The organism is Puia dinghuensis, assembly GCF_014642875.1.
GTDB classification, from domain to species: domain Bacteria; phylum Bacteroidota; class Bacteroidia; order Chitinophagales; family Chitinophagaceae; genus Puia; species Puia dinghuensis.
The window spans coordinates 700,252-725,060 of sequence record NZ_BMJC01000004.1 but is presented as its reverse complement, the minus strand read 5'-3'; the positions used below and the strand labels follow the sequence as shown (position 1 = coordinate 725,060).

The window sequence follows — 24,809 nt, the reverse complement described above, 5'->3', positions numbered from 1 at the left end:
CAGGATCAGGACGTCCAGAAGATCTCTTCCTTTAGAAATACTTCATATACTTCGCGCCAGCCGGCGAATCCGGGGTCGGTGCCGAGGAAATTATTATGCCAGATGGTGACCATCAGGCCGTTGACCTTGCGGATGTGGCGGTAGTAATGCATCAGCTCTTGCATGGCCCCGGCGGCGTTGAGTCCCTGTTCGTAGAAAGCGTTTGCATCCATGAAGCAAAAGGGAAAGACGCGCAGTTTTGTCGTTTCCTCTTTCTCCAGGTCGTACCAGAAAAATGACGAGGCTACCGAGGCCCGGAAGCCGTTGATACTTCCATAGCCCATGGAGAATTCCTGTTCGATGCGCAGGTTTAGCAGGCGGCGATAGGTATGTGGAAGGGAGAAGCGGATATAATGCTGCCGGCTGCGGCAGATGGGCTGTCCGGCGATATATTCCAGCCATTCGATCTCCTCTTTCAGGAGACTATCATCATCCCCGCTTTGCCAGGAAGGGTGAACACCCACGCGGTAGCCGGCGCCGTGATATTGTACAAGCTGTTGAAATCCGGTCGAAGAAGGGAGAATATTTTTATCGACGCCTTTATTCCGGGCTGCCACGAGAAAGAAATAGTAGGGTTTCAACCGGCAGTACAGGTGCAGGGAGTCGAGCCATTCATAGGCGTCGAAGGGGTCGGGGCGTCTGCCTGCCAGGACATCGAGCCGTAGCCGAAGCTGCTGCCACCGGCCGGTGACGAGCGCTTTCAGGGCCCCCGAGGTATTTCGCCGCCAGCCCTTGAACAGAAAGGACCACGCGATATCGATATCGTAGGTAGGTACGAACTTAAACATGGGATAGCGAAAGACGAGTGCGGGAAATTTCCGGGCAAGCGCGTCTCTAAAGTCGCGGAGCCAGTAGTTTACCAGGGGGATGTCGAGAAAATGTTCGCGCCAGGCGAGGGAATCGGTATGGGCATAGCGGCCATAGGTGTCTTTTTCATGCGGCAGATATTCCTCGTAGCGGGTGAGCAGGTAGAAGGCGGCTGAAAAGATGTCGAAGGGCAAGTCGCCTTCCGTGGCGAAGAACGCTTTGCGGCCATCGTATTCGAAGCAGGTGATGGACTGGGGGACGATGCCGGTTTCGAAGAGGAGACCGGCAGGCTGGAGATGAAAAGCGCCGGGGATGGGGGTAGACGAGTAGTTGATCCGGGGGCCCGTGGCGGCGACGAATTCGCTGAGATCGGTAGTGATATGAAAGGGACTGTCGAATAGCTCTTTTGAGCAGAAATCGACGATGTATTTCAGCCTTGGGGTGCTATGGGTACAGAACAAGATCATGTTTAGACCTTGGCTCGTTCGGCCTTCCAACGTTGGTTAAAAGTTTGAGAAGCAAATTCCAGTTCGTCGCGATGGGCTGTCCAGGCTTTGAATGCTTTGTTCACCATCCAGTTCTTGATCTTCGGGCCACCCATATTCATCATGCTGCGGCTGAGGCTGGCTCTTTTCCAGACCTTCCACGCCAGCCGTTCGGACCAGGTGGCGTAGCCGTCTTTGACGGCTTCATAGCGGTTGTCGAGCAACAGCTCGTGGAGATTGATCTTTACCGAGCAAACCTCTGTACAGTTGCCGCAAAGGGAGGAAGCATAGCTCAGATGTTTCCATTCGCCCATGTCCTTCAAATGGGGAGTGATGACTGAGCCGATGGGTCCGCTATAGGTTGTTCCGTAGCTGTGGCCGCCGATGTTTTTATAGATAGGACAGGCGTTGAGACAGGCGCCGCAGCGGATGCAGTAGAGGCTTTCCCGGGCTTTTGCGTTGGCCAGGATGTTGGTGCGGCCATTGTCCAGCAGGATAAGGATCATTTCGTCGGGGCCATCGGATTCGCCCGTCTGGCGGGGACCGGTGATGATGGTGTTGTATACCGTCACGCGCTGACCGGTGCCGTAGGTGGCCAGTAAGGGCCAGAAGAGGCCGAGGTCGGTCATGGAAGGGATCACCTTTTCGATTCCGGCGATGACGATATGCGTTTTGGGGAAGGAAGCGCTGAGGCGTGCATTGCCTTCATTTTCCGTGACGGCGACGCCGCCGATGTCGGAGATGATGAAGTTGGCGCCTGTGATGCCGATCTCTGCCTGGACATATTTCTTCCGCAGCTTTTCCCTTGCTACGAGGGTAAGCTGTTCGGGGGTGAGGCCGGGGCGGGTATTCAGCTTCTCATAGAATAATTTGGCGACGTCCTCCTTGCTTTTGTGCATGGCGGGTGTCACGATATGATAAGGGGGTTCGCCGTCGAGTTGCTGGATGTACTCGCCAAGGTCGGTCTCCACGCTCTCGATGCCCTTCTCTTCGAGGAAGTGATTCAGCTTTATTTCCTCGGTGACCATGCTTTTGCTCTTGACGATGGTGCGGCAATTCTTTTCCTTACAGATGGTGTAGATCTCTGCGAGGGCCTGTGCGGCAGTCTCCGCCCAGATGACCCGGCCGCCCCTTCTGGTGAAGTGGGATTCGAATTCTTCGAGTTGCTGGTCAAGGGTTTCGATGGCCCGCCATTTGATATTCTTCGCCCGTTCGCGCGCGAGATTCAGCTCGGAGAACTGTTGTTTACCCTGCGGTACGACGGCGTTGTAGCGACCAATATTAAAGTTGATCTTGTTCCGGTGTTCAAGGTCTTCCGCCTTGATGGTGCTCCGGGCGATGAAATCGGCGGCCGTCTCTGTCATTTGTTTTGTTTTTCGGCTTTAGCGAAGTAGGACCCGGCAACCTGTTCGAGTACTCCATAGAAGTCTTCGCCATATTTTCGAATGAGGGCTTCCTTCAGGAAAACATAAACCGGAACCTTCAGTTTCTTTCCCTGGATGCAGCCTGGCCGGCACATCGTCTCGCGGGGTTCGTAGTTGACCACTTCCCCTTCCTTTGTCATACTGATCTTTATAGGATAAAGATGGCAGCTGATGGGCTTTTTCCAGGAGGTCTTTCCGTCGTAATATGCCTGTTCGATGCCACACTTTATGACGCCTTTCTCGTCCCGATACCCATACGCACACATTTTCCCTTCGATTGTCGGAGTCACCCAACCAAACTCGCGATCGTACTGGTAGCGACCGCGGGTTTCGATCTCTTTGATCCCTGCGGGTGTGAGATAGGGTTTTACGATGTCATAGATCGCATTTATCTCGTCGAGCTCCCCTTTTTCCAGGGGGGCGCCGGCGTCGCCGTCCTCACAGCAGCCGCCTTTGCATTTTGCCAGATCGCAGACGAACTGTTCGCGGACCACGTCGTCACTTACCAGGATATTGTCGATTGCTATCATGATGGGTAGATGGGCCTATGCCCGTTTTGCAAATATACTCTATTTGGATGCTTTGGGGGTCGGGTTCTTCCACCGGAAACTATTGATCAGGTGGTCCATGTCCTTTTCGAGGAATTGGTTTACGATGCCAAGGGAGTCCTCATTGGGGGTCGTGTCGAAATAGAGAGCGCCGCGCAAAAAATGATGGGTTGTGTCGGTGACATAGAACTGGTTGGCGGTGGCCGCGTTACCCCCTACTTTAAAGAAGACACCCGCTACCCCGTTGTGGGTAACAAAGGGTGAGTCATCGATGGAGCTTGCCTTATAGGTGTGTTTGAAGGTCATCTTAAATGCGTCATCGCGCAGTTTGTCGAATTTGTTCTTACCTATCTCTTTGTAGCTGACATAGATGCGCGCGCCGAAGCGGGGGAAGTCCACGTTGATCCAATAGGGGTTCTCGGGTACGGTGTCGAAATAGGTGCTATCCTTGATGACATTCGCGTATACGGGGTATTCGAAGGAATAGGGGAACCCGGGCTGGTCGAAGGTCTGGTATTGATGGGATGGGAAATCGATCTTGAAATATCCCCGCCGTTTTGGGGTATAGTCACTGTTGCAGGAAAGGAGGAAGAGGGCCAGGAGGCAAATAAGTGTCCGCATTTAGGATTGCATTCGGATGGTGACTTTTACTTTTTTTATCCTGCTGCTGTCGGCATCCAGGATGGTGAATTCGAAGTCGCCGCAAGGGATGACGTCGTTCACCTTTGGGATATCGCCCGAAAGTTCGAGGATGAGCCCGGCGAGGCTGTCGCTATCCCCTTTTACTTTATCGAAAGTGTCGATGGCAAGGTTCATGGTCTTGCAAACATCATGAAGCATGGTCCTGCCCTCGAAGATATAGCTGCCGTCATCCATATGACGGGATTCGGGCTCTTCTTCGTCAAATTCGTCACGAATCTCACCGATGACTTCTTCCAGGATGTCTTCCAGGGTGACGATGCCACTGGTGCCGCCGAATTCATCGACGACAGCGGCAAAATGGATCTTTTTCTGCTGGAATTCCTGCAGGAGGTCTTCGATGAGCTTGTGTTCGTGGACAAAATAGATGGGCCGGATATAGGGATGCCAGTCGAAGTTGTCAGGTTCACCCAGGCAGGCGATGAGGTCTCTGCTTTGGATGGTGCCGGCCAGCTCATCCAGGCTGCTTTTGAAGACCGGCAGCCGGGAATAGTGGAGCTCTTCGAACTTTTGTTTTAGTTGGCCAAAGGAGAGGTCGTAGCTGACGCCGCTGACATCCATGCGGGCGCGCATCACCTGCCTCACCGATATACTACCGAATTTAACGATGCCTTTCAGGATGTTGCGTTCTTCTTCGGAGGCTTCGTTCTTTGACTGGTCGATCTGGTAGCCCAGCTGCTCGATGATGAGCCCCGGTTTCTTCCGGCCGAAGAAACGTTCGAGGGACTCGGACTGGTTGACGGCCCAGCTGCTCATGCGACGGAACAGCAAGTGAACCAATTCGATAATGCCGGAGGTATAGTAGGCAAACTGCAGGTTGTTCTGTGTAGCCCAGATCTTTGGCATGACTTCCCCGAAGAGGATCATGACAAAGCCGATGAGTATCACCTTTATAAGGAATTCGAAGAACCAGAAGCTTTGTTTTAGCAGCACCATTTCATCGATGAGGAAGTTGGAGAGGATGATGATGGCGATGTTGATGATGCTGTTGGCAATGAGCAGAGAGGCCAACAGGGTTTTGGGGTCTTCGAGAAGAGAGACGATGCGGCGCCAGGAGAGGTCTTGTTTTGTCTTCAGGATGTTGATATCCTTGTAAGTAAGTGTGAAAAAAGCTACTTCCGACCCGGAGAGGACAAAGGAAAGCAGGAGGAGAAAAAGGATGACGATGGCCAGGATGGTTGTTGCCTGGGGATTTATAAGGAGCAATTCCAAAATAAACGGGTTTCGTTAAGAATGTGCTTACAACGCGCTAAAAGGGAAGGTCTTCTGAAGGTTCACCGAGGGGGGCGGCATCGGTGCCACCGGGGCCCTCCATTCCTTCGTGGTGATGGAGGGGAGGATGAGCCGGTCCATCGGTACGCTTATCGAGCATAATGAGATTATCACCTACTACTTCGGTTGCGAATTTCTTATTGCCTTCTTTATCTTCCCAGCTGCGGGTTCTCAGCCGGCCTTCGATATAGACAAGGCTTCCCTTGTGAAGGTACTTCTGCGCAAGTTCGGCCAGGCCCCGCCATAGGACCACCGTATGCCATTCCGTCTGAGAGATGAGCTTACCAGCCCTATCTTTGAACGTCTCCGTTGTCGCCAGCGAGAATTTAGCAACCGCAATATTTCCTTCCAGATATTGTACGTCAGGATCCTTTCCTAAATTACCAATTAGCATCACCCTGTTTACGCCTCTCATACATCGAATTTTGAAATGTTTACAAATCGTCTTGTGGAATCCAGCGCCGATTAAAATTAGCTTTTTTCAGCCAAAAAGATAAATTTTTCCATTGGAAGTCATGGGTTTTGGAGGCTGCGGGCAAAATGGAGCATGCAGCGCAAAATTTGTTGACTTAAAACAAGCTTTGTGCCGGGGTCGGGTCGAGGAGCCATGCGTTGATAAATCTGGGAAAAGCATACTCGCCGAGCTGATCCCGGTGGATAAGGAGGTAATCCTTCAGGGAAGGAAGCGGTTTTTTCAGCCTTACCGTTAGGAATTGTCCCTGGATGGTCTGGTGGCTTAGCTCCTGACGGTAGACCCTTGAGATATACCTGACTGTGAGTGCCTGCCCGTCAAAGAGTTGCCCCAGGAAATCCGATGGCGGCAGGTGGTTGTCATTAAAATAGACCGGTTCATCCGTTTCCCAGAGAATGAATTCGAAAAGCCCTTCCCAGATATCTTTTTTTGTGCGTTGACGGATATATACTTTGTCGTCCGGCACTTCGACTATAAAATAATAGAACCAGCGTTGTTTTTTCTGAATGCTCTTTTCCTTTACGGGCAGCTGTGTCGTCCAACCCTTTTGCCAGGCCTGGCAGCCGGTTTGCTGCATACAGTCGTCACACAGGGGATTGCGCGGCAGGCAGATGGTGGCGCCGAAATCCATAATGGCCTGGTTATAGCTGTCGGGTTGTTCTTTATCGAGCAGTGAGTCAGCGAGTTCAGTATATAATTTCTTCCCGGCGGTGGTGTCGATAGGTGTCGGGTTGCCGAAGTAGCGAGATAGGACGCGGGTGACATTGCCATCTACTACGGCGTGTGGAAGACCAAAGGCGAATGAAGCAATGGCAGCAGCGGTGTAGGGGCCGATGCCTTTGAGCGAAAGAATTTCCTCGTAGGTATTGGGAAATTGTCCATTGTACTCTGCATCAATCCTTTTAGCTGTTGCGATGAGATTGCGACAACGATTATAATAACCAAGACCTTCCCAAAGCTTGAATACTTTTTGTTCGGCAGCGATAGCAAGATGGTGAACGGTAGGAAAAGCTTCGAGGAATTTTTCGTAGTAGGCCCACCCTTGCTCAACACGGGTTTGTTGAAGGATGATCTCGCTTAACCATATCTTATAAGGGTCTTTTTCCCCCTTCCAGGGCATTTTACGATGATTTTTACCCTTATTCCAATTTAACAAATTCTGGGTAAAATCGGCTTTTTTTTCGCTCATTTATTGCAAATAAAATTCATAATCAATAATTTAGAGAATTCTTGCAGAAATAAACCAAATCCATTATTTTGATACTCCAAAAGGAATTTAAGAGATAATGAGTTGTGAATTAATAATTTTGTTATATATTTAAAATCAGAAACTTATAAAACTAAATCCCCATGAGAAAGGCAGACCTTGTTAACCAAATATCGGAAAAAACAGGTATACCTAAAGTTGACGTCTTGGTGACGTTGGAAACCATGTTCAAAGAAGTGAAAGAAACTCTGTCCCAGGGAGAGAATATTTATATCCGTGGGTTTGGGAGTTTTATAACGAAAAAGAGGGCTGCCAAGATAGGGCGGAACATAAAGAAGAATGTGGCCGTTCATATTCCTGAACACTTTATTCCTGCTTTCAAGCCGGCGAAAGAATTCGTTGCAGAAGTAAAAAAGTTGCAGGCAGTGAAGGAAGATCAGCCAAACCCGGACGAAGAGATGTAATTTTGCGTCTCTAATCATTAGCATGAAGAGACAGCAATATCTTGTAGCCGGCACGGGAGTGCTCTTATTACTCGCTCTGTATTTTTTTGGTCAAACTGTTCCTTCCCATCCAAAAAAGGACGCTGCTGCAGGTGGCGATCCTGGGACGTCACTTGTAAAATCCATTGGTTTACAGGAAATTCTACAAGCGGCCGAAGCTCGTTTAAGTCCTGCTCAACTATCTTATGTAAACAGGTTACAGAACTCCGTCGTACGGGGAGATGTCCAGTCGCAGCAATTAAATGCTGACCGGCAATTGGCTTCTTTCTGGAAAGATTCGGTGAGTGATGGGTTTTTGTTATATGCTTATTACACTGGAGAAGCAGCTAAATTGGAAAAGTCTGAAAAAAGTCTCACCTTTGCTGCCCAATTATTTTTGCAAGGCTTGAGGGGGCAAGACGACCCGGCGTTGAAGGGTTGGATGGCCACCGATGCCAAACAGTTGTTTGAAAAGGCGTTAGAACTGAATCCCAATAATGATTCATCCAAGGTGGGGCTGGGAGCGAGCTATATATTTGGTAGTTCGGCCGGCAGCCCGATGGAGGTGATGCAGGGGATCCAGCGGATTTTGGAAGTAGCCCGAAGGGATTCCACCAATATGTATGCTCAGCTGATGTTGGGTTGGGGGGGTCTGGTGTCGGGGCAATTTGATAAAGCTATTGAACGTTTGACAACCGTTGTTCAACATCAACCTGCCAATATCGAAGCGATCCTCCTACTGGCCGAAGTCCACCAACAGAGAGGTAACAAAACGGATGCCATCCGTTGGTATGAAGCTGCAAAAAAACAATTAGGCGGCCAGAATGAAATGGTGAAGGAGATAGATGCGCGCATCAAATCTCTGCGTTAGTCAAAAGCCTCTCCGGGGCTTCGTCCGAAAAAACAGACATAAGGTTGAAATTCTATTTATTAACTAAAAAAAAGCATTGAGTATGCCCTGTGGTAAAAAGCGTAAGCGTCATAAAATTGCGACGCACAAGCGTAAGAAGAGACTGAGAAAGAATCGTCATAAGAAGAAGAACAAGTAGTTGCTTCGATGGATGATGGATGTTTGTTTGGTTGAGGTATGAAAAATGGCTGATGATGGAAAAGTCCGATACGCTTGAATAAGGAACTAATCATAAACGCAACTCCGCAGGGTGTCGAAATAGCTCTTCTGGAAGACAAGAAGCTGGTGGAGCTACACCACGAAAAGGCTGATGCCAGCTTTGCGGTAGGAGATTTATACCTGGGAAAAGTGAAAAAGCTGATCCCGGGATTGAATGCAGCATTTGTGGATGTAGGTTTTGAAAAAGACGCTTTTCTCCATTATACCGATCTTAGCCCGTATGCGCGGAGCCTGTTGAAATTTACGCAGCAGGCGATGAACGACACGACTCCGAATGGTTTTGACTTTGGCACCTTCCAGGTGGAGCCGGAAATCGTTAAGACGGGGAAGATCAATGAGGTTCTCAACGGGAAACCGCATATTCTTGTCCAGATATTGAAGGAACCGATAGCGGCAAAGGGTCCGCGTCTTAGTTGCGAGATCTCGCTTCCGGGCCGTTTTGTTGTTATCACGCCTTTCAACGATATTGTAGCGGTATCCCGCAAGATCCATTCCTCCGATGAGCGTAAACGGCTGCAAAAGATAGTGGAGGCCATCAAACCAAAGAATTTCGGGGTTATCGTGCGTACGGCTGCGGAGGGAAAGAACACGGCCGAGCTTCATGAGGACCTGACCGAACTGGTAGCCACCTGGCAAACCATCAAGCATAACCTGAAGGGTGCTGTAGCCCCGGCGAAAATACTCAGCGAGCAGACGAAGACCACCAGCATGCTCCGCGATCTGTTGAATGAGGATTTTAATAAGATAGTCATCAACGACCGCAATATCTTCAACGATACCAAGAGTTATATTCAGCGGATTGCGCCGGATAAGATCGACATTGTCTCTTATTATCACAATGGCAGTCCGATATTCGACCAGTTTTCCGTGACCAAACAGGTAAAGGCCGCTTTTGGCAAGACGGTGAACCTGCCGAGTGGCGCCTATCTTATCATCGAGCATACGGAGGCCCTGCATGTCATCGATGTGAACAGCGGATATAAGAGTGTCAGCAACAACCAGGAGCAGAATGCCCTGGAGACGAACCTGGAGGCCGCAGAGGAAATAGCGCGGCAATTGCGGCTTCGCGATCTTGGCGGCATCATCGTAGTGGATTTCATCGACATGAAGCTTCCCGATAACAAGCGGAAGCTGATCGAGGCGATGGAGAATTTCATGCGTACGGACAGGGCCAAGCATGCGGTGCTGCCTATTTCGAAGTTCGGGCTGATGCAGATCACGCGTCAGCGGATGAAGCCCGAAGTGACGATCAATACCCAGGAGGTTTGTCCGACTTGTAACGGCACGGGTAAGATCTCTTCCGCCCTTATCCTCGAGGACGAGATCGAAAAGAATCTTAGCTATCTCATCAACCATCAGCATAAGGACCTCATCCTAGCCGTGCATCCCATCATGCATGCCTATCTTACCAAGGGCGGATTTATGGGAATTGGCAGCCGCCAATGGAACTGGCGGTGGAAGTATAAGCAGAAGGTGCGAATACGCGCCAATACGAATTACCATCTCACTGAATTTCATTTTTTCGATAACCAGGAAGACGAGATAAAATTATAAGAGAGAGGGCGGCCGATGGCCGCCCTCTCTTCTTGTTATGGGTTTTTCTGAAGGAGCATTTCCTGGTTGGCGTAGATCGACCCGCCGTAGTTGAATGTTATTGTAAGATCGATGACGCCGACACAGTCGAATACGAAACCGGTGCCGGTGACGATAGTCTCCGATGACGCGCTTCCATAGTTGCCGATGTCGGATTTTTCGATCGTAGCCGAGCCGGTAGCCGGATTCACGTCGACGATCATCGGGGCCGTCTCTACGCCGCCTGCCGGTGCACCGGGATAGACCCAGATGGAGATCTGGTTGGCGCCCGGGCCATCTACCACGGCTTTGGGGACCAGCACCGGGTTAGAGGGAGTCGCCCCATAATCATTCCAGACATCTTTTGTCAGGTAGTAATCTCCCGCCATATGGCCCGTAAAGGAACAGACGGCCGTCGCATACCAGGTGAGGCCCATGTGGTAGGCGGGGAAGCTGTTATAGGTGTCGGGTGTATTGTAGGTCGAAAATTTCCGGCCGTCGGTGGTAACGACCTGGTTTTGGAGTATGTACTTATTACCCGGGGCTGGATTGGCGCCGAGGGCCTTGGCCAGCTCGGCAGTAGAGACGCTCAACACTTCTCCATTGGAATAGGCCACCGATTTTATGAATTTCCACCCGGTGGTGTCTTCTGAATTCTTGCCGGTGGCGACATAAATATTGATCGTAGCCACCGGATTGCCCACGTATTTCCCTATCATGATGGAAACTGTGCTGGCCGAGTTGCCGACATCCAGGATGCCGTTGATCGTGGAATCCAGCGTAACATAAGAGCCTAGCACCAGGTTGCCGGCATCCCCGGAAATGTTCTTCTTGGCACAGGCATGAAACAGCAGGATCACACTGCTGATCATGACTAATGATATGATGAATCTTTTCATGTTCGATTGTTTTAATAGACAAAATTATCCGCGTTGTTATCCCAGAATACCTTGACATTGGTTGTCGTCTTTTGGACGGCGTTCTTGTTATAGTCGGCGTATACAGATGCATAGAAGAACGACCGGATAAAAAGGCCCGGATTCGGATCAAGCGTGGGCTGTAGATTGTTGGGGCAGCCAGTCCTTCTGTAGTTGTTGTAGGTCTCCAGGCCGTTGCCCCAGGCTGCCAGATAGTATTCCGTCTCGATGACGTTGAGCTTTGCGGCGGTGGTGGCAGCGTTCTGGTACTGGCTGGCTACCGCGGCCTCATACTTCTGCTGGTTGCTGGCTGTGATGAGCATCGTAGTGTCCGAAGTGGGGATCTTATAGCCGATGGCACCGGCAAATCCGGCCACTTTGTTGAACGAGGCATCGACGCCTGCGATGGTCAATGCTTTGGGGTCACCCGGAGTGCCCAGTATCAGGGCGGCTTCGGCCTCGAGGAAATTGGTATAGGAAGATAGCCAGATGGGGTTGATCCCATTGCCGCCTGCGCCGGTTTCGCGGCTGGTGCTTTGGCCGGTGGCCGTATTCTGGTTATAGTCGAATGCGCCACCGGCAGGATAGAGGCCCCAGGTGGTGCGCAGGGAATTATCCGGTGGGATGCCTTCGTTGTCGCCATGATCCCTACCCCAGTAACCGGTATCCACGAGGCAGTAAGGAACGCCGGGTGCGTAGGGGTCCGTCCGATAGAGACAGGGAATGGCGAATTGCCGGGTCGTCTGGCTGGCCGTACGCGAATCGGTGAAGACATTGTCGATCTGCCGGTAGAGATAGTACCGCCCCCTGGGGTCAGCGAATCCCTTGGCATCGGCCAGCTGCCACATGAACCATGTGCCGATGTAATCGCCGGCGCCATTGTCTGTCCCGTAGTTGGTGATGTAGTGGGAGGCGCGGGCGTCCGGCGCCTGGCTATGCGTGGAATAGGAGAATACGAAATCCTGCGAAGGGGATTTGATGAGATTGTTCTCATTCACCAGGGCTGTGATCTTTGCCGCGACGGTGTTATCCACGAGGCGTGTCTGCACATAGGCCTTCAGCAGCAGGGTCTTTGCCAGGGCCGTCCAGTTGGCGGCGTTGCCACCATAAAACAGGTCGTTGGCCGGCTTTACCGACGGTTTGATGGCGAAATTCGCGATGGCGGCTGTCAGCAGCGCCTCGGCCGAGTCATAGATAGCGGCCCCTTTATCTACCGCGGGGTTTGGAATGGTCACTCCCTGGTCTGCCTGGGAATAAGGAACATCGCCGAAAAGGTCGACCATGGTGATCATGGTATAGGCCTTCAATACCTGAGCGATGCCTACGTGGATAGTTTCATTCTTGCTTTGCGCGATCGGGATCATGGTGTTGGCTGTGAGCAGCACGCTCTCATAGGCCGTTGACCAGATGCCGTCGAAGCTTGTCGGCGCGAAGGCATTGTAATATGTCGGTCCATACATGATCTCCTGCCGCGTAAGCCCATCGGTGAGATCGGTTGCGCTTTGAAAAAAACCTTTGAAGCTGAGTTGCAGGTTATTGAGATACAGGTCGGGGCTGGCCGCGGTAGGTGTAGGTACGCTTGGGTTGTTGAGTAAGGGGCTTAATTGCTTGTTACAGGCGGAGAGAAGGAGGCCCCCCAGGGAGACGAACGCTATTATTATGAATTGCTTTAATCGCATGGTAATTCATTTTAAGATTAGAAGGATAGTCTCAGGCTGGCTCCGAAGCGGCGGGAGCTGGGTCCGGCGAAGAAGTCCAGGCCCTTGGCATTGGTAATGCCCAGGCTATTGACTTCCGGGTCGAAGCGCGTGTGCTTCGGGAAATTGGGCGCCAGATACCAGAGGTTGGTACCGGAAATGTTTAGTGAAGCCGCCCCGAATGGCGTGCCTTTCAGCATCCTGGCGGGCATGGAAAAAGCAAGGGAAGCTTCCCGCAGGCGGATGAGTGTTGCGTCCCATACCGACTCCCCGGCGGGACCGAAACCATAGGAGTTGAAGTAGATGTTGTCTACGCTCTGCTGGATATCGTTGGGGGTCCCGTCCTGTTTGACGGTGTTGGGGATGGTGTATGGCAGGGTCCTGTCGAAGTCCGTGTCTTTGGTAACGCCTCTTGCCAGCATCGTGCGTGTGGTGTTGGACCACATTTTGCCGCCGCGGGTATAATCAACCTGGACGCGGAAGGAGAGGTATCGCCAGGTGAGTACGGAAATTCCTGTCAGTTTATATGCCGGCGTCGGGTCACCGATGACGGCGATGTCGGAGGAGCCTAGATAGTAGCCGTTGTTGTCGACGATCTTTTTGCCGCTTTTGGCATCGCGTTGTGTATAGCTGCCTTGCAGGACGCCGAGGGGTTTGCCATTGATAGCGAAACCACCGAGATTGGTGTAACCGCCGCCGGCCAGTTCGATCTGCTTGATATCGGCTGGAAGGTCGTGTACTTTGCTGCGGTTGAGGAAGAAATTACCTGTCAGATCCCAAGTCCAGTTCTTGTTGCGGATGACGGTATAAGTAAGCGAAGCTTCTATCCCTTTATTGTCTACCGAACCTGCGTTGATCGTCGTGTAGCTATACCCGGTAGAAGCGTCCAGCTGCCGGTTGAGTATCTGGTTGTGTGCCGTCCGGAAATAGCCTGTCAGGTCGACAGTGATGCGGCTGTCGAAGAATTTGCCTTCGATGCCGGCCTCCGTTTCCTTCAACAATTCCGGCTGAAGGTTAGGGTTGGGCACCTGGTTGGGGATGGATGCGACATTGATGACATTCCCATTCTTATCGACGAAGGAATTTGTCGACAGGTTGATATAAGGCCGGGTATTATATGGCGTCGGGAAGTGCGCGCTGGTGGCGTAGCTGAGGCGCAGCTTCAGGTAGTTGACTGTCTTGCTCTTCTGCAGGAAAGCCAGCACGGAGGTGGGGATGAAGGAAGCGCTGACGCCGGGATAGAACTGCTCGCGGTGGGCCGGCTCCAGCGTGGAGACCCAGTCGTTACGGGCGCTCCCGGTGAGGTAGAGAAACTCTTTATATGCGACGGTAGCCTGGCCGAAGGCGCCTTCCCTGATCTCTTCGCTTTTATAGTCCAGGTCGCCACCGCCTTCATCGTTGATATCGTGGCTGATGAAGTTGCTGTGGTCGAAGAGTCCGAATACGATCTGCTGGGTGCTCTTTAGGCCGTTCTGGCTGTAATTGTCATGGCGCAAGTCATATCCTGCCTCCGCGTCCAGCGTGAAATTCTCGCCGAGGGGAGTGGAATAGTTGATGAAGACCGAATTGTTGAGCACGGAGTTCTGGATATTGGTCGTCCGGTAGAGGCCGTTGACATAGCCTACCCCACCCTGTTTACCGCCTTTATTGACCTCCAGGGTCTGGTACTCCTGGTAGAGGTCGAGACCGAAGCGATAGTTGATAGAAAGGCCCTTTATCACATCATACTTCAGGCCGAAGGTGCCGAATGTTCTATAGACCTTATCGCCGGAGATATCGTTGTTGGCTGTCCAGCGCGGATTTTCGATGTCATTGCCGTTGCGGTAGTAAATGCTCGATCCGTCTACAGGATTCTGGAAAGGAAGTCCCATGAGGTTGACGCTGCGGGGAGTAAAGATGAGATCGCCGAATACGGATGCGACATCGGCGCTACCTCCCCCGCCGTTGGCCCCGACGGTGGGAGTCCGCATATCGGTGATCGCGAAGTTGAGGACGGCGTTTGCAGAGAAGTTATTGGCCAGTTTAGCCGTGCCGCCCAGTCCGAAGTTATTCTTCCAGACCCGGTTGTTGGGAGTGAAGCCATTATCGGCAGTGTACGTATAATTCGCATTGAAGGTCGTGGTGGGACCGGAGGCGCCGACGTTGACGGAAGTCGTGCTGATGAGGCCTGTGCGGAAGAAATCCTTGACGTTGTTGGTGTAGCTCTTGAAGTCCTGGGTCTTGCCGGCATACAAACTGGGAAAGGCCGCAACAAGGGAAGGTGAATAGGCTACCTGGAGCGGAGGGTTGGTAAAGGCGGGGCCCCAGTTGCTGAAGGCAGCGGAAGGCGCCAGGTCGAAACCACCGCCATATTTAGTGGTGTAGTCGGGGAGATTGGCCACCTGGTTGGCGAACAGGGACTGGGAGGCGGTGATCTCCATCTTCCTGTTGGTTCTTCTTCCTGAGCCGCCCTTGGTGGTGACGAGGATGACGCCGTTGCGGCCTGCTTCACCATAAAGAGTTGCTGCGGCCAGGCCTTTCAGGACGCTCACGCTCTCGATGTCATTGGGATCGAGGTCGAGAAACCGGCTTGAGGCGGAAATGCCTCCGCCATATTGGAAACTGTTGTTCACATTGCTGCTGGCATCGAAGGGGACTCCATCCACGATGAAAAGGGGTGTCGAGGCGCCGCCGGTGATCGTGCTGATACCACGGATGCTGATGTTCGTGCCGCTGCCCGAGATGCCGCTGGTCGCCAGGATATCGACACCGGGGGCCTTGCCTTGCAGGATGCGGGTGACGTCTTCTTCCGGTCGTAATTCGACGTCCTGTTTTCCAACCGTGGTGACGGAATAACCCAGGATCTTTTTTTCGCGTTTTACTCCTAATGCGGTGACGACCACTTCGCTGAGGGAGAGATTGGCAGAGCGCAGTGAGAAGGTGAGCGATGTCCGGTGATCGACGGCGATCTCGGTCTGTTCGAAGCCGACAGCCGAGATGACGAGCGTCGCGTTGCCTGCGGCCCTTATCTTGAAGGACCCGTTGGCGTCGGCGCTGGTGCCGCCTTTAACACCTTTGACCCGGATGGTTGCGTTGGGGATTGGTGAGCCGGTTGCATCTGTCACCCTTCCGGTGACGTCGGAAGTTTGGGCGAATAGCCCGTTGCTCATGAGCAATAGCATGCCCATGAGCCAACAGTGTAGCTTTCTCATGTGTAGTTGGTGGTTATGAAGTAAATCTAATTGACAATACTCCGGTTGTGCAACCCCGGGTGAACAGTGAAGGAGTATGAATATAGGAAAACTTTTAAGATTTCGTAAAAAATTAACACGACTGCAAAATAATTTCTGATCACCGGGTGAAAAAGAAATAGGCCCCGGTAGAAACCAGGGCCGTCTTTCACTGTCAACATTGAGTCACACAATCTTAATAATTCGGGTTCAGGATGGGGGAGCTCCCTGCTGCCGGAGGATTGAGTTGTGTCTCATCGGCGGGGATATCCCAGTAATCCATGAAATTATAATTTACGGTCACGTTTGTGAACCATGTTCCGTTAGCGTTGTACAGCTGCTGACCATACTGGCCGCCGCCGTTGCTGATATCGTATATCCAGCCCCAGCGCCGCGCGTCGTAGAAGCTGAGACCGCGGAAAACGAGGGACACCCTTCTTTCACTGACCAATTCCTGCAGGGCTTTGGCAAGGGTCAGTCCGGTGCCCGACACTGCGGCTACACCCGCACCCTGGTAAGTCCTGACGGCATCCACAAAAGAAAGGCCCTGATCGATGTTGCCCAACCGGATATTGGCTTCCGCCAGCATCAGGGCATTCTCTTCATAGCTGCCGGCGATGAAGGCCTCGTATTGGCCCGGCAGCTTGTTACCGAGAACATATATGCCGGTGTTGCTCATCTGGAGGCTATCCTTGATGCTATAAGGTGTCCCATAAAAAGGGTTGTTATAAATGCTGCCATACCGGATATTTTGAGTGAGGCGTTTGTCTGTCGGTTTATAATTGGCGACGAAACGAACGCTGATCTTAAAGGCAGAGGAAATATTCCCGCCCGTTGTCATGGAGGCCACGGTGCCGCCGGTGGCGGACATGATGGTATTCGTAGCTGCCGAACGCGCGGTGAATACATAGTCGCCTTTTTGGATGCCGTTGGTGGCGAGGGTGAGGACATTGTTCCAGTCTGTTGCCGTCATATTACCCGTGGAGGACTTGGTGATGGATGCACCGGGATTGCCGTTGACAAAGGGCGCCAGCTTGTTCATCAGGATATTCCTTGCCAGCAGGGTATTGATATTATGCAGCCACATCGACGTCGTGAGCACGCCGCCATTCCCTACCTGACAGGCCTTGGGGATCAGTTGAGTCAGGACGGTGGTGTAGTCACCGGTATTGGTGATGCCGGACAGGATGCTTGCGGCCTGGTTGAGGTAGTAGCTGCTTCGGGCGAGAATGGAGTCCTTGGGAAGGTAGTGGTTATTGGTGACGTTGCTGGGATCGTCCTGCTCCAGTCCGGAATAGTACATGGTACCGATCTGCGAGTAGGCATATCCCTTCCACCAGTAGCACCAGGCCATGATGGTATTCAGCCGGGTTGTCGCGTCGCCGCCGAGCGTGATCTTCGGTGCAATGGCCAGTATCTGGTTACAGGCGGCATTCAGCGCATACATGTTCTGCCATTGAAAGTACACCGGGTTGTTACCGCTGCCGCCAAGGACATTATAACCGCGAATGATCTTTACCGACGGGGAGCCGTTGGGGTGCTTTAAGCCATCATCCGTGATGTAGTAAGTGGGGAAGCCGACGGTGGTGATCTGGTTGTTGGAAGCGTCCGCGCCGACGTTGTCCGCCATCAGCTCCATATAGCCGTAGGGCAAAGAGAAATAGCTGTCACCCAGCCAGCCGTCACCGTTGGCAAAACCATTCATGTAAACCCCACCTTCTGCGAAGGCTATCAGGCCGCTTTCATTGTTGACATTGGCTACGAGGGTCGGATCGTTGGGGTCACCTACCTGCAATTGTTTTTTACAGGAACTGTTCGCTATTGCGACCATCCCCAGGAAAAGCACGATATAAGACAATTTATTTTGAGTCATGATCTTCTGTTTAATAGTTCGACAAATTAGAAACCGATGTTTACCCCCACCTGATAAGATTTGAGGTTGGGGATCGAGCTGTTGTCCACGCCTCTCTTGTAAGCGGAGTTGGGGGTAAGCGAGCTGACCTCGGGATCCATGCCGGGATACTTGGTTTTTGTCCAGATGTTACGACCGGAGAAGACAAGCTGCAGCTTCTTCACGTACTTGATCCTGTAGAGCCGGGCGAAATCCAGGCCGGCGGAGACGTTGCGCAAACGCAGGAAGCTGGCGGAATAAAGGAAGTAATCCTTGGGAGCTTCATTACCCGCGCCATGCAGGCTGCCCCATAGCGCATAATAGGCGCTGGCGCGATAGGCGGTGAAGGCTCCGGTCTGACCGTTGATCGTAACCTTTTTGGTGAAGTCCTGGTCGATGCCGTCGCGGTACATCCATTCTTTTGTCTCGTCATACATATGTGCACCGTAGATCCAGTCGAACTGGAAGGAGAAGACCAGGAAATCCTTATAGGTGAATTCGTTGATAAAGGAGGCGTTGAATTTCGGGTCGGTATTGCCGAGCGCATATTTCTCCGCCGTGAACTGGATGGCCTTGGAAGCGGTGTCCACTACATAGCCTTCCACCATCTGGTATTTCCCGCTGTTGCCGCCGGGGAAATAGGGTGTCTTGCCATCCTGGTAGGTCTGGTTGAAGCTGTGAATCGCCTTATAGCCATACAATTGACCGATGCGGTAGCCGGGAGCAAGATAGACATAGAGGCTGTTGCCGTCTACGGGTCCAACGGGAATGGGCTGGTTTCCTTCCACTTTGTCGATGATGGAATACTGGTGTCCCCAGTTGGTGGTAAAATTCCAGGAGAAGGTGCGGGTGTTGACGACGGGGAGGTTCACCTGGAACTGGTAGCCGTTGGAGTGCAGGTCGAAGGCATTATCCAGGAAACCGGTGCCGCCCGTGGAAAGCGGTTCGTTGATCGTATAGATCACGTTCTGGCTTTTCTTATGCCAGTAAGTGAAGGAAGCGTTGATGGCGCTGAACCAGGAGCCGCCCCTGTTTGTGGGGATCGAGATGTCGGTACCGGCTTCGACCTCTTTTGACACTTCCACCTGCAGATTGGGGTTCCGTTTAGTAGAAGTGATGCTGTAGACCAATTGTGGCCCCAGGTTGTTCTGAGCCAGCGTCGGATAGCGGTCGGAGTAATTCGGCTGGATACCGGCCTCGCCATAGGCAGCTCTTAACTTGAACAGGGAAAGAATATTCGAGAGCTTGCTGTTGTTCCAGAAGCTGAAAGAGGACGGAAGGAGATACCCATTGATATGGGGAAAGGTAAATGCTTTGGAACCTTCGCCGAATGCCGAAGAATAGTCACTGCGGAAACCACCGGCGATGCCGCCCCAGTTGCCGACATCGATGGTCTGGTTAACGAGGTAGCCATAGGTGATGAAGGGTTCCTTGAAGTCGCCTACTATCGCCTGGCTCTGCGTGGAAGCGATGTTGAGGGGTGGAGCGACGGATAAGCCCTCACCGTAGGTATCATATTCGTTGTATACGTTCTTGCGGTAGTCGAAGGCCACCTGTGTCGACGTGGTGATCGGCAAATTGAGCTTGAAGTCGTTCTGGAAGTCGGTGCGGATGAACATGCTGCCGATGAAGTTCTGGAAGGTAGTGCTATACTGGAAGTTGTCTATTTCCCCGACGCCTGACGGTCCGTAGTAGCGGGCGGAAGAGCCATGCTTCTGGAAGTTGAGGTTGTTCAACTGGTTGAGAAAGGTCCAGCGGGCATTTTCGGTCCGGTAGTTGATGCCATATTTGGCGTCCAGTTCTACAAAGCGGTTGACCTTGTAGTTGGCGTTGAAGTTCTGGATGACATCGATCTTGTTGTCGAGCCCCGAGGCGTATTCCTGTTGATAGAAGGGGTTAAAGGCATTGATGCTGACAAAATCGGCCACCTGGTAGGAAGGGTGAGTGCCATCCGCCAATTGGTATTTGAGGTCGAAGAAGGGTGAAGTATTGAGGAAGTTGTAGATGACCCCGTTGTAGCCGTTCTGGTTGCCGCGGCCATAGCCATAGCCACCCGGGCTGCCGAGGCCGGGGGTGATGGTGTTGCGGGAATAGATCAATTGGGTGATAGAGCGGAGCCTGAACCCTTTGAATAATTCCACGCCCAGGTTGGCGGTGAGGTTGCTTCTGTCGAGGTAGCCGGCCTTCATCACGGGAGTGATGGTGTGGTTGTTGGCGGCGGAGAGACTAAAGTCGCTCTTATCCGTGGCGCTGGAAATGTTGATCACATTGTTGTAGGTGCTGCCCGTCTGAAAAACTTCTTTGAAGTGATCGTAGTATTTGAGATTGGCGTTGTAGGGCTTATTATCGACATTCTGCGTATTGAGGATGGCATACCGGGTGGGGCCGCCATAGGTGTAGGAGATGCCCACGATGTCGCCGTATTTGTCATAGGTGAGCGGTGTGCCGGCAGTGTTGACGATATTGTTATTGGCATCGGTGAGCCAGGGATGAAGGGTTGCCTTCTTTACATGACCGCTGTTGATGTAGGAGTTGGAGGAGAAGCTGCTGGAGACATTGATGGCCAGCGTTCCGCGTTTTCCTTTCCTGGTAAAGATCTGAATGACGCCGTTGGCGCCCTGTGCGCCGTAAAGGGAGGCGGAGGCGGCGCCTTGTACTACTTCCACCCGTTCGACATTGCTAAGATCGAGAGAGTTGATATCCGTGGCGGATACCTGGACACCATCCACCATTATGAGGGGTTTGGTGCCGTTTTGGAGGGTGTTGATGCCGCGTAGCATGATGTTGACCGGGTCGCCGGGGTTTCCGCTGGTGGAAGAGATCTGCGCGCCGGGGATCTTACCGACCAGGGCCTGGTCGATGGACGCTGTGGGTGCGGGTGGGAGCTTGTCCGAGGTAACAGATTCTACGGCGATGCCCAGTTTCTTTTTCGAAGTGGCGACGCCTACCCCGGTGACCACCACTTCCGAGAGGGATTTGGAATCCGTGTTGAGAACTACGGTCAGGGTGCTTCCCGTCGCCTGTATTTCTTTGGTTTCAAAGCCGATGGCGCTGATTATCAGATCGGAATTAGGTTTTACTTTAATAGTAAAGGCGCCCTGGGCATCGGCACTGGTGCCGGCGGCGCCTTTTGAGTTCTTGATGCGAATTGAAGCATTAGGAATAGGGGCACCGGTTAGGTCGGTGATCTTCCCTGAGACCTCGGTCGTTTGTGCAAGTAGTCCATCGCCGATGAGCAGCAGGAAGCCCACCAGCAAGCAGTGAAGTTTTCTCATGTGTAGTTATTAATAGTGAACAATTCTTTCACTATGGCCGCGCAAACGGGACCTAACTTAACGTTATTCGTATCAAATTGAAAATAAAGGCCTTATAGTACCTGCCTTTCTTCAATCCGACGTTAGCTTTGGTAATTTAAATTAGTGTTTTTTTAATTAGAATTTAATTGAACTTAACATTTTTTTCAGAAATTAATTATTAGCAAGTTTTAGCATATTCTAATATAATAACTATCAGATAATTGTGCTTTATATAGGAACCGGAGGCGGAGATTAGTTCAATATGTTGCTACTACCTCGCTTGACCGGCCGGAACAGCGGATTAATTCAATTTTTTCACAATATAAGGGGTAACTAGGCGGAAACTAAAAATAGTAAGATTTTGTAAGATATTACCAATATAGAAGAAAAAATAAATCTGATTTTTAGTCCCTTTTAGTAAAAAATTTCTTTTAAAAATTTTTGGGGATTTCGTGCGGTTAATATTCAATCCTTTAAAAAAATCCCTGCTTTGGAGGTCGAGTCGGGAGTGTCTGTAATATATTGATTATCACTTTTTTGTGAAGGTTTTGAAGCTTGCTTACTCTTGTCCTGAAGGGGGTTGTAAGTTATTCACACCGCTAAAAATTTATTTTGCAATGTGGCGCTAATTTGTAATTTAGTGCAAGAATTTAATGGGTTAGTAAGTAAGGGGCTGGCGATTTAGCTGGCCCTTTTACTTTTTTATCGGCATCACATCTTCTTACTCATTTTTACATCGCATTTTCCAAATTAGGGAATCCAACGACTCATCAGACAGTGATCAACTACCTATCTTTACGACATGAGTAAGATAAAGACGGCATTTTTTTGTAGCAATTGTGGTTATGAGAGTGCAAAATGGCTTGGCAAGTGTCCTTCTTGTGAACAATGGAACACTTTTGTAGAAGAAGTGATCACGAAAGATAACAGACTTGCCGAGTCAGAATGGAAGAAACTCACTCCCGATAGAAAAGAAAGCAGGATCATATCCCTGCATGAGGTGATCAGTACCGGTGAGGAAAGGATCAATAGTGCAGATGCCGAGCTCAACAGGGTGCTTGGTGGTGGTATTGTCACGGGCAGCATCGTACTCGTCGCAGGCGAACCGGGCATTGGCAAGAGCACGCTCTTCCTGCAGGAAGGACTACGACTGCAACATATCCGGACGCTGTACATCAGCGGAGAAGAAAGCGAACAGCAGATAAAGATGCGGGCCGATCGCCTGAATATAAACAACGATAATTTTTACCTGCTGACAGAAACCTCTACCCAGGCGATCTTCCAGGAGATAAAAAAGCTGCGGCCGCAGCTGGTGATAGTGGATTCCATCCAGACCCTGCAGTCTCCTTACATTGAATCTTCTGCCGGCAGCGTTTCACAGATCAGGGAGTGCACGGCCGAATTCCAGCGATTTGCAAAGGAGACCAACACGCCGGTATTCCTAATCGGCCATATTACCAAGGATGGAAGCATTGCGGGGCCGAAGGTATTAGAGCACATGGTGGACACCGTTTTACAGTTCGAGGGCGATCGTCATTATGCCTATCGTATTCTCCGGACGCTGAAGAATCGTTTTGGCAGTACTGCAGAATTGGGCATCTATGAAATGACCGCGGAGGGGATGCGTGCCGTCAGCAATCCAAGTGAACTGCTCATCACCCAGAAGGAGGAGCAGCTGAGCGGCATCGCCATCGCGGCTACCGTCGAAGGGTTACGGCCGTTGCTCATCGAAGTGCAGGCGTTGGTGACCCAATCGGTGTATGGCACACCTCAACGGACGGTGAGCGGGTTTGACCTCCGCAGGTTGCAGCTGTTGCTTGCGGTGCTGGAGAAAAGAGGGGGTTTTCACTTTGGGGTAAAAGATGTCTTTCTCAATATTGCGGGCGGGTTAAAGGTGGAAGATCCGTCCATCGATCTTGCCGTGCTTTGCGCCCTGCTCAGTTCGTATGAAGATGTACCGCTGTCTGCGCGCACCTGTTTTGCCGGTGAGGTCGGGCTTAGCGGTGAGATCAGGGCCGTCAACCGCATTGAACAACGAATAGCCGAAGCCGAGAAACTGGGCTTTGAGCGCATCTTTGTTTCCAAATACAATCAAAAAGGGGTTGGTACGCAGAAATTCGATATCGAGATCGTACCCGTAGGCCGTGTAGAAGAAGTTTATACGCAATTGTTTTAATTTTGGCTAGCATGAAGAAACTTCCGTTCCTGTTATTATTGCCGCTGGTTTTGTTGACATTCGCCTGCCGGAAGGATTCTTTTATAACGTCGTCAAATGCGATCGTTCAGCTGTCCGCGGATACCTTATACTTTGACACTGTCTTTGTCTCCACCGGCTCCATTACGGAGGCTGTCAAGATTATCAATGGCAACAACCAGAAACTGCGGCTTTCGACGATCCGGCTGATGGGTGGGAGCCAATCCTATTTTCATCTCAATATCGACGGAGTGGCGGCAACGGAGCAGGATAATATCGATCTCGACGCGGGTGACAGTCTTTATGTCTTTGTCGCGGTGCAGATAAATCCCCAAACGGCCAATCTACCTTTTATCGTGCAGGACAGTATCGAGGTCGCTTTCAACGGCAACAAGCAATTTATCCAATTGGAAGCGTATGGCCAGAACGCGCATTTCCTCCGAAACCAGGTGGTGACGGGCACTACTATATGGGATAACCGGTTGCCTTATGTTATTCTTGGCAGTCTGCAGGTGGACACCGGGGCCTCGCTGTTCATCCCTCCCGGCTGCAAGATCTATTCTCATGCCGACGCGCCGCTGCTGGTGGATGGAACGCTTACCGTCATTGGCGCCAAGGGTGACAGCAACAGGGTCTATTTCCAGGGGGACAGGCTCGACCCGCCCTACAACACCTATCCGGGTAGTTTCCCGGGTATCTATTTCCGTCAGACGAGTGTGGGCAGCCAGCTGCAATATGCCGTGATCCGCAATGCCTATCAGGCAGTGGTCGTGGAGGCGCCGCCCGCGGGCAACACACCGAAGGTGTTGCTACAACAATGTATCATCGACAACAGCTATGACGCCGGTATACTGGGAATAGACGGCAGCCTGGTGGCAAACAATTGCCTTTTTAGCAACTGTGGGAAGAATATCGAAGTCGGTGGCGGCGGCAATTACCAATTTGTCCAATGTACGGCGGCATCCTATTCCAACAATTATCTCACCCATACCCAGCCTGTTCTGGCTGTTGCCGATATAGTGCAGGAGGGCAGCGGTGTGGCGACGGGCGCGATGCAGGCAACGTTTACCAATTGTATCTTTTGGGGTGACAATGGCAGCGTGGACAACGAGGTGGTTGTCAGCCGGCTTGGCAACAACACCTTTAACGTCAATTTTAACAATTGCCTCTGGAAAGTGAAGGCGGCGCCAACGGGTGTGACAGCAACGGGGATGATTGCCAACCATGACCCGCTTTTTGACAGTGTCAACAATGTACGGATGTATTATGATTTCCATTTGAAGGCGGGGAGTCCTGCCTTGAAGGCGGGAACGTCCTCAGGGTTGCTGATCGATCTGGATGGGAATCCGCGGCCTGCTTCGTCACCGGATATAGGATGCTATCAGCGCTAAGGATTTAATGAGTGACTTTTTTGAGTGATAAGTGTAGTAACTTTGGTAACCATCGGCCGACGGAGAAGGCCGGTCCGA

Annotated in this window: 17 protein-coding genes; 5 read left to right on the top strand and 12 right to left on the bottom strand. The window is 51.6% G+C overall.

Annotated features, from left to right (window positions below; all coding sequences use genetic code 11):
- Window positions 1–5: 5 nt before the first annotated feature.
- The 7 genes from IEY39_RS20980 to mutY all read right to left on the bottom strand — a co-directional run bounded on the left by IEY39_RS20980 (window position 6) and on the right by mutY (window position 6,935).
- On the bottom strand, window positions 6–1,313 hold the full coding sequence (locus tag IEY39_RS20980; RefSeq protein WP_188935297.1) for a DUF7033 domain-containing protein: 1,308 nt from the start codon (window positions 1,311–1,313) through the stop codon (window positions 6–8).
- A gap of 2 nt (window positions 1,314–1,315) precedes the next feature.
- On the bottom strand, window positions 1,316–2,695 hold the full coding sequence (locus IEY39_RS20975; protein ID WP_188935295.1) for a LutB/LldF family L-lactate oxidation iron-sulfur protein: 1,380 nt from the start codon (window positions 2,693–2,695) through the stop codon (window positions 1,316–1,318).
- Complete coding sequence (locus IEY39_RS20970; protein ID WP_188935293.1) at window positions 2,692–3,285, bottom strand: DUF3109 family protein; 594 nt, start codon at window positions 3,283–3,285, stop codon at window positions 2,692–2,694. Before IEY39_RS20970 ends, IEY39_RS20975 begins: the two co-directional genes overlap by 4 nt.
- Window positions 3,286–3,324: 39 nt before the next feature.
- Window positions 3,325–3,924: a gliding motility lipoprotein GldD gene (gene gldD, locus IEY39_RS20965; RefSeq protein ID WP_188935291.1), complete on the bottom strand. Its 600-nt coding sequence runs from the start codon at window positions 3,922–3,924 to the stop codon at window positions 3,325–3,327.
- A complete protein-coding gene (gldE, locus tag IEY39_RS20960; protein WP_229689013.1) occupies window positions 3,925–5,214 on the bottom strand; it encodes a gliding motility-associated protein GldE in 1,290 nt (429 codons plus the stop codon). It lies immediately after the preceding gene.
- Window positions 5,215–5,251: 37 nt separating this feature from the next.
- Window positions 5,252–5,689 (bottom strand): single-stranded DNA-binding protein, encoded by a 438-nt coding sequence (locus IEY39_RS20955; protein WP_188935289.1) that lies wholly within the window; start codon window positions 5,687–5,689, stop codon window positions 5,252–5,254.
- Between the two features lie 154 nt (window positions 5,690–5,843).
- Window positions 5,844–6,935, bottom strand: coding sequence for an A/G-specific adenine glycosylase (gene mutY, locus IEY39_RS20950; RefSeq protein ID WP_188935287.1), 1,092 nt, complete (start codon window positions 6,933–6,935; stop codon window positions 5,844–5,846).
- A gap of 161 nt (window positions 6,936–7,096) precedes the next feature.
- Between mutY and IEY39_RS20945 the strand changes: the two genes are divergently transcribed.
- From IEY39_RS20945 to IEY39_RS20935, 3 genes are all read left to right on the top strand, one after another.
- Window positions 7,097–7,417 carry an HU family DNA-binding protein gene (locus IEY39_RS20945; protein ID WP_188935285.1) on the top strand — a complete coding sequence of 107 codons (321 nt, stop codon included), beginning with the start codon at window positions 7,097–7,099 and terminating at the stop codon, window positions 7,415–7,417.
- A 22-nt stretch (window positions 7,418–7,439) separates the two neighbouring features.
- Entirely contained in the window at window positions 7,440–8,306 is an 867-nt protein-coding gene (locus IEY39_RS20940) for a tetratricopeptide repeat protein (RefSeq protein WP_188935283.1), read from the top strand.
- Window positions 8,307–8,558: 252 nt separating this feature from the next.
- Complete coding sequence (locus IEY39_RS20935) at window positions 8,559–10,118, top strand: Rne/Rng family ribonuclease (RefSeq protein WP_188935281.1); 1,560 nt, start codon at window positions 8,559–8,561, stop codon at window positions 10,116–10,118.
- A 35-nt stretch (window positions 10,119–10,153) separates the two neighbouring features.
- On the opposite strand, the gene IEY39_RS20930 is transcribed toward IEY39_RS20935, so the two are convergent.
- From IEY39_RS20930 to IEY39_RS20910, 5 genes are all read right to left on the bottom strand, one after another.
- Window positions 10,154–11,035 (bottom strand): hypothetical protein, encoded by an 882-nt coding sequence (locus IEY39_RS20930; protein ID WP_188935279.1) that lies wholly within the window; start codon window positions 11,033–11,035, stop codon window positions 10,154–10,156.
- 11 nt (window positions 11,036–11,046) lie between these two features.
- Window positions 11,047–12,732, bottom strand: a complete 1,686-nt coding sequence (locus IEY39_RS20925; RefSeq protein WP_188935277.1) for a SusD/RagB family nutrient-binding outer membrane lipoprotein — start codon at window positions 12,730–12,732, stop codon at window positions 11,047–11,049.
- Between the two features lie 17 nt (window positions 12,733–12,749).
- Window positions 12,750–15,941 carry a SusC/RagA family TonB-linked outer membrane protein gene (locus IEY39_RS20920; protein WP_188935275.1) on the bottom strand — a complete coding sequence of 1,064 codons (3,192 nt, stop codon included), beginning with the start codon at window positions 15,939–15,941 and terminating at the stop codon, window positions 12,750–12,752.
- 214 nt (window positions 15,942–16,155) lie between these two features.
- Window positions 16,156–17,832, bottom strand: a complete 1,677-nt coding sequence (locus IEY39_RS20915) for a RagB/SusD family nutrient uptake outer membrane protein (protein ID WP_188935270.1) — start codon at window positions 17,830–17,832, stop codon at window positions 16,156–16,158.
- 26 nt (window positions 17,833–17,858) lie between these two features.
- A complete protein-coding gene (locus IEY39_RS20910; RefSeq protein ID WP_188935262.1) occupies window positions 17,859–21,125 on the bottom strand; it encodes a SusC/RagA family TonB-linked outer membrane protein in 3,267 nt (1,088 codons plus the stop codon).
- A gap of 823 nt (window positions 21,126–21,948) precedes the next feature.
- On the opposite strand from IEY39_RS20910, the gene radA reads away from it, so the two are divergent.
- Together radA and IEY39_RS20900 are read left to right on the top strand one after the other, a co-directional pair.
- Window positions 21,949–23,322: a DNA repair protein RadA gene (radA, locus tag IEY39_RS20905; RefSeq protein WP_188935254.1), complete on the top strand. Its 1,374-nt coding sequence runs from the start codon at window positions 21,949–21,951 to the stop codon at window positions 23,320–23,322.
- An 11-nt stretch (window positions 23,323–23,333) separates the two neighbouring features.
- The gene (locus IEY39_RS20900) at window positions 23,334–24,731 is read left to right on the top strand and encodes a choice-of-anchor Q domain-containing protein (RefSeq protein WP_188935252.1); all 1,398 of its coding nucleotides are present in this window, start codon (window positions 23,334–23,336) and stop codon (window positions 24,729–24,731) included.
- The last annotated feature ends 78 nt before the right edge of the window (window positions 24,732–24,809 follow it).